This window comes from Nocardiopsis eucommiae, assembly GCF_965344335.1.
GTDB classification, from domain to species: Bacteria; Actinomycetota; Actinomycetes; order Streptosporangiales; family Streptosporangiaceae; genus Nocardiopsis; species Nocardiopsis eucommiae.
This window is the reverse complement of the sequence record NZ_CBDRIY010000056.1, coordinates 24,382-30,601: the sequence shown is the minus strand read 5'-3', so window position 1 is coordinate 30,601 and position 6,220 is coordinate 24,382. Positions and strand designations below refer to the sequence as shown.

Annotated in this window: 7 protein-coding genes; 4 read left to right on the top strand and 3 right to left on the bottom strand. The window is 69.3% G+C overall.

Translation table 11 applies throughout. The features are described 5' to 3' along the window. From ACRWK8_RS24975 to ACRWK8_RS24965, 3 genes are all read right to left on the bottom strand, one after another. Positions 1–604: copper resistance CopC family protein (locus ACRWK8_RS24975; protein ID WP_431873055.1), on the bottom strand; the 604-nt coding region annotated here is incomplete at its 3' end. Between the two features lie 111 nt (positions 605–715). Next, complete coding sequence (locus ACRWK8_RS24970; protein ID WP_378738373.1) at positions 716–1,285, bottom strand: copper resistance protein; 570 nt, start codon at positions 1,283–1,285, stop codon at positions 716–718. A gap of 142 nt (positions 1,286–1,427) precedes the next feature. Beyond that, positions 1,428–1,691 (bottom strand): WhiB family transcriptional regulator, encoded by a 264-nt coding sequence (locus ACRWK8_RS24965; protein ID WP_378738371.1) that lies wholly within the window; start codon positions 1,689–1,691, stop codon positions 1,428–1,430. Between the two features lie 791 nt (positions 1,692–2,482). Between ACRWK8_RS24965 and ectA the strand changes: the two genes are divergently transcribed. The 4 genes from ectA (at position 2,483) to ehuB (ending at position 6,218) form a co-directional block, all read left to right on the top strand. Continuing rightward, positions 2,483–2,986, top strand: a complete 504-nt coding sequence (gene ectA, locus ACRWK8_RS24960; protein WP_378739049.1) for a diaminobutyrate acetyltransferase — start codon at positions 2,483–2,485, stop codon at positions 2,984–2,986. Positions 2,987–3,077: 91 nt separating this feature from the next. Next, a complete protein-coding gene (gene ectB, locus ACRWK8_RS24955; RefSeq protein WP_378738369.1) occupies positions 3,078–4,346 on the top strand; it encodes a diaminobutyrate--2-oxoglutarate transaminase in 1,269 nt (422 codons plus the stop codon). Between the two features lie 143 nt (positions 4,347–4,489). Beyond that, complete coding sequence (locus ACRWK8_RS24950) at positions 4,490–4,891, top strand: ectoine synthase (protein WP_026129663.1); 402 nt, start codon at positions 4,490–4,492, stop codon at positions 4,889–4,891. A 457-nt stretch (positions 4,892–5,348) separates the two neighbouring features. Beyond that, positions 5,349–6,218 carry an ectoine/hydroxyectoine ABC transporter substrate-binding protein EhuB gene (gene ehuB, locus ACRWK8_RS24945; RefSeq protein WP_378739047.1) on the top strand — a complete coding sequence of 290 codons (870 nt, stop codon included), beginning with the start codon at positions 5,349–5,351 and terminating at the stop codon, positions 6,216–6,218. Positions 6,219–6,220: the final 2 nt, after the last annotated feature.

Sequence of the window (6,220 nt, the reverse complement as noted above, 5' to 3'; positions counted from 1 at the left end):
CCTCACCGGAGCCGGGGCGGTTGCGCGAGCGCACGACCACGAGCACGACCGCGCCGATGGCCGCGACGGCCACGACCACGCCGGCCAGGACCATCAGCGGGGAGGTCCCGCCCTCCTCGGCCGCGGTCTCCTCCGTGGCGGGGGTCTCGTCGGCGGCCTCCTCGGGGGCCTCCTCCTCGGCGGCGGCCGGCTCCTCCTCGGTCTCCTCCGGGGCGGCGGCCGCGACGGCCTCCTCGGACAGCGAGAAGCTCAGGGTGTCCTGGATGGGGTGGCCGTCCGAGGAGACCACCCGGAACGAGAGGCCGTACTCGCCCGCCTCGGTGGGCGTCGCGAGGGCGACGGACACGTCGGTGCCGTCGAAGGTCAGCTCGCCCTCCTGGATCTCCGTGCCCTCGGGGCTGGTCACGACGATCGCGCTGCCGCTGCCACCCGCCATCGGGGCGTTGTTGAACGTCAGCGTGACCTCCTCGGGGGCGGCGTCGAGGGCGGCGCCGTCCTCCGGGTCGGAGGCGATCAGCACGTCGTGGGCGAAGGCGGGGGCGGGAGCCAGCAGCAGCGCGGCGGCGAAGGGGGCGACCAGGGCCGCGGTACGGATTCTTCTCATGATCTTCTCTCAGACCGTTCGGGTGCGGTTCGCGCCCGGCGGGCACGGGTCGGGGACCGGTGCTCGTCCGGGATCTTCGGTGGGACCGCCTCGACCGCCGGAACCGGGGGGTTACGGGAGGGCCGGGCGGAACGCGGGCGAACCGGGAGGCCCGCGCGGGCCGTGCGTCGACGGCTCTGGGGGAGAGGGCGTCGGGGACGGGGGCGCGACGGGCGCGGCCCCGGACTCCACGGACGCCAGGTCGGGCAGGCGCGGCGGCCGCGGGAGGGCCCGGGCGACGGCGGTCACGAGGGACCAGAGCGCGGACTCGCCGTGGGCCAGCAGCGCGGAGGCGAGCAGGGCCGCCCACAGGTGGGCGAACAGCATGCCCGGCGCGAGGCCGAGGAAGGCGGATCCGTGCCCGGCGTGGTCGATCGGGACGACCCCGGGGCCGGACAGCTGGAGGATCAGGTGCAGGGCGACCTGTGCGAGGGCCATCACGGCGAAGATGTCGCCGAAGCCCCGCATGATCCGGGTGAACCGCCACAGGAGGCCGTACAGGAAGGCCGTGGCCAGGAGGAACCCCCAGGCCCCGGCGGGGTTGTCGGCCCCGATGTTGTGGCCCATCCAGGCAAGACCGGTGCACGCGCCGGCGAGGAGTGCCGTGCGCGTGAGTCGGAGCGTGCCGTGAGCGGGTCGCACGATAGTGAACCTAGGCCGTGCCACAGGGGCCCGCAAGACCTCCGGACGTGAGAACGCGCTCGAACGTCTCGGAGTGGGGCCCTCGGTGACGGCGACGAGCCGCCGGACGCGAACCCTCGCGTCCGGCGGCTCCGCCTTCCACCTAGCTCGCCGGAACCAGCTCGCGGCGCATGTAGCGACGCTGCTCGGGGGTGGTGCCACCCCAGACTCCGTGAGCCTCTCCGGCGCGCAGGGCCCACCGCAGACATTCCGGGCGAACAGTACAGCTGCGGCAGACGGCCAGGGCGCGCTCCGTGTCGGTGCGGCCGATCCCGGTGCTGCTCACCGGGAAGAAGATCTCGGGGTCGTACGAACGGCAGTTTCCCTGCTCGACCCAGTCCTCGCTGTCGTGGTACAGGCGGTTCACGGACGCCTCCGATCCCTGGTCAGTGGTTCCCGCCGTGTTCCTACGGCGGGGGCGACGAAGTTCGAGTCCGCACTGCCGTCCCGGGGGTGCCGGACCCGCGTGGGCTGCGGCTCAGCGGTGCGACTAATTGTAGTACTACATCAGGTCGTACTACACAGAGTCTGATGGAAAGTCGGGGATTCATCAAGGTCGTCCGACGGTGGCGCCGGTCTCCGTGCGTCCGATCGCGCCGGGGGAGCGGGGCGGTTTCGGCCCGACCCCGACGGTGGATTGTTCGGCGCGCGGGCCGAGGAAATTCCTGCGTACAGCTGGTTCCAGCGGGCGGCCCGCGTAACGTGTGACGTGCGGGGCGGCTCACGCAGGGCGATATGTCGCGAGCTTTCCACCGAATTGATGTGACTTAACGCACGCTTAATATTCCCCGTGGAGGCTCTATGTTTGACCCTGACGGTTGCCGACCACCCGCCCGCGAGTCACCTCCCACCTCGCGCGACGCAGGTCCGCCCCAGGGGCCGAAGCCCCTGATAGACAGGGCGTGGACGGGGAGGACGGCCGCTACCCAGCGTCATCTGGGAACCCCGTCCCATGCGGAATCAAGCTGCTAAATAAACAAGCCCTACCCATTGGTAATCCTCCCAAACATCTGGGCGGAATCTCGCTGAAACTCCTTTGACCTTCTTTCGCTAAGTTCGATCGACGTGCCACATCAACGAACGAACCTCCAAGCACGCGACCGAATCGAAGGTGGGGCTGTGAGCTCCGAGACCACGGAGGCCGCGGGCCGTGAGGTCGTGCGCCTCGCGCACCCCTCCCCGGAGGACGGGCCGCACATGTGGCGGTTGGCCGGCGACACGGGGATGGACGTCAACTCCCCGTACGCCTACACGCTCTGGTGCCGGGACTTCGCCACGACCAGCGTCGTGGCCCGGGACGCCGACGGCCGGATGGCGGCCTACGTCACCGGCTACGTCCGTCCCGACAGCCCGGACACGTACTTCCTCTGGCAGGTGGCCGTCGGCTCCGAGTACCGGGGTCAGCGACTGGCCCGCCGGATGCTCGACTTCATCGGCGAGCGCCTCGTCGACCAGGGCCTGCGCTACCTCGAAGCGACCGTCACCCCCGACAACGAGGCCTCCCGGGCCCTCTTCTCCTCGTTCGCGCGGAGCCTGGGCGCCGAGGCCGTGTGGAGCCCGCTCTTCGGCGCGGAGCACTTCCCCAAGGACGGAGAAGGACCCCACGACCCCGAGGACCTCGTGCGCATCGGTCCCATCGGCGCGCACTCCGACACCGACTGACCGTCCGCTCCGGATCGAACGCGATCCCCACCCGCCCCTCGTCTCAGCCCTGAGCCCACGAAGTTGGGGAAAGGAACCAAGGAACATCACGATGGAGACCTTCCAGCGCCTCGAGTCCGAAGTCCGCGGATACTGCCGGAACTGGCCTGTCGTCTTCGACAAGGCGGTCGGCAGCCACGTCCACGACGAGTCCGGCCGCCCGTACCTGGACTTCTTCGCCGGGGCCGGATCGCTCAACTACGGGCACAACAACCCCGAGCTGAAGTCCTCGCTCATCGAGTACCTGACCGACGACAGGATCGTCCACAGCCTCGACGCGTACAGCGTGGCCAAACGCGAGTTCCTGAAGACCTTCGACGACGTCATCCTCACGCCCCGGAACCTGGACTACAAGGTCCAGTTCCCCGGCCCGGCGGGGAACAACGCGGTCGAGGCCGCGCTCAAGCTGGCTCGTAAGTACACCGGCCGCCAGACCATCATCAACTTCACCAACGGCTTCCACGGCATGACCCTGGGCGCCCTGGCCGTCACCGGCAACTCCATGAAACGCGGCGGCGCCGGTGTGCCGCTCGACCACGTGGCCACCATGCCGTTCGACAACTACCTCGACGGGAAGACCCCGGACTTCCTGTGGCTGCGCTCCCTCCTTGAGGACAGCGGCAGCGGTCTGGACGCCCCGGCGGCCGTGATCGTCGAGGCGGTCCAGGGCGAGGGCGGCATCAACGTCGCCAGCGCCGAGTGGCTGCGCGGCCTCTCGGAGCTCTGCGAGGAGTACGGGATCCTGATGATCCTGGACGACATCCAGATGGGCTGCGGCCGCACCGGCAAGTTCTTCAGCTTCGAAGAGGCCGGCATCACCCCGGACATCGTCACCCTGTCCAAGTCCATCAGCGGCTACGGCCTGCCGATGGCGCTCACGCTGTTCAAGCGCGAGCTGGACGTCTGGGAGCCGGGCGAGCACAACGGCACCTTCCGCGGGTTCAACCCGGCCATGGTCACCGGCACCGAGGCGCTGCGCCGCTTCTGGTCCGACGACACCTTCGCCCAGGCCACCCTGGCCAAGGGCGAGCTGGTCGAGGCGCGCCTCGCGGAGATGGCCGCCGAGCACGCCGACTTCGGCGCCCACGTGCGCGGTCGCGGCCTGGCTCGCGGTCTGGCCTTCGACGCCGAGGGCGGCATCGCCAAGAAGGTCGCCGCCGGGTGCTTCGACCGCGGCCTGCTCCTGGAGACCTCCGGCCCCGAGGACGAGGTCGCCAAGCTCCTCCCGCCGCTCACCACGACGGAGGAGGAGCTCACCGCCGGTCTGGACATCATGGCCGACGCCGTCCGCGCGGCGGTCAAGGTTCCCCAGACCGCCTAGCGACACGCCGGGGCCGTTTCGGACCGGCGTGCCCACCGAATCGGGCGCGGGGCCGGCCAGTACCTCTACCCGGGGTGCCGGTCGGCCCCGTACCGTGTACCACCAGCGCATACAGCGCGCATCAGAGCGTGAAGGAGACACAAGTGATCGTTCGCAGTATGGACGAGGTCAACGACACCGACGCTGACATCAAGACCGAGAACTGGCGCAGCCGTCGGATCGTCCTGGCCAAGGAGAAGGTCGGCTTCTCCTTCCACGAGACCGTCCTGTACGCGGGCACCGAGTCGACGTTCTGGTACGCCAACCACATCGAGCTCGTGCACTGCATCGAGGGCGAGGCCGAGCTGACCAACGAGGAGACCGGGGAGAAGCACATCATCACCCCGGGCACCCTCTACCTGCTCAACGGCCACGAGAAGCACACGGTCCGCCCGAAGACCGACTTCCGCGTGCTCTGCGTCTTCAACCCCCCGGTCACCGGCCGTGAGGTCCACGACGAGAACGGCGTGTACCCGCTGGTCGTCGAGGAGGACGTCAACGCCTAGTCCGCAGGCGCGAAAAGCCCGCAGGGAGCGGGGTCCGGAGTTCCGGGCCCCGCTTTCACGTTCCCAGGGGTAGGAACCACTCGGTAACGGGCATAAGAACCCATAGTCACGAACCACAGGTGGCCAGCTCGGAGGAGGAGTGTCGTCGGGTCACCCGACGAACAGAGACTCATAACCAGTGCATAACGGACTATTCGTCTTCAGTTACTGCACCTCGGGCTCGGGGAGGGAGACCCCGTACCAGCGCCGTCGTCCCGAGCACCCGGGCAACGGTCACGACCGCGGCCATCGCGCCGCGGATGCGCCCACACGAGGCGCCCAAGCATTCCGAACGCGTGAGGCCTCGCCCCGTCCTTCGGGCGAAGGCTCCGCACCCGCGAGTTTTCGAGGAGCAGTCGTGAAGAATCAGGTACCAGCGCGTCGGCGGGGAACCTGGGGACGTCGAGACGCCTTCCGCCTGGCCGGAGCAGGTGCGGCGGTCGCGGGCCTCGCGGCGTGCAGTCGGGTCGACTCCGGGAGCGGCGGCCAGAACGCGGAGGGCCAGAGCACCCTGGAGCGCCTGCGCGAGCAGGGGTTCGTGGCGGTCGCCCTGGCCAACGAGGTGCCCTTCGGCTTCGTCGACTCCAGCGGCAACCCGGCGGGACAGTCGCCCGCGGTGGCCAAGGCGGTCTTCGAGGAGCTGGGCGTCCCCGAGATCCAGGCGTCGGCCACCTCCTGGGACGGTCTGATCCCCGGACTCCAGGCCAACCGCTACGACGTCATCGCGGCCGGTGTGTTCATCACACCCGAACGCTGCCAGGAGGTCGCGTTCAGCGAGCCCACCGCGACGTCTCCCGAAGCGTTCCTGGTGGCGAAGGACAACCCGGAGAAGATCCAGCACTTCGAGGACTTCGTCAAGAACCCGGACCTCAAGCTGGCCGTGCTCAACGGGTCGGTCGAGCAGACCTACGCCGAGTACTTCGAGGTCCCCTCGGGGCAGCTCGAACTCATCCCCGACCAGACCCGCGGCTTCGAGCTGCTGGAGAGCGGCCGCGTGGACGCGGTGTCCATGCTCGCCGTGTCCCACTCCTACCTGCTCATCGAGCGGAACATGGAGGACCAGTACACCGTGTCCGACCCCTTCTACCCGGTGATGGACGGGAACGAGGAGAAGGGCTGGGGCGGGCTGTGCGTCCGTCCCGAGGACGAGGAGCTCCTCTCGGAGATCAACCGCGTCGTCGCCGAGTTCACTGAGAGCGGTCGCCTGCTCGAACTCGGAGAGGAGTGGGGGTTCACCGAGGACGACCTGCCCGACGGGACCACCACCGCCGCGCTCTGTGAGGGCTGATT

Excerpts from the sequence above, each read along its gene's own strand:
- ectB (WP_378738369.1), top strand. The coding sequence starts at position 3,078 with ATGGAGACCTTCCAGCGCCTCGAGTCCGAAGTCCGCGGATACTGCCGG.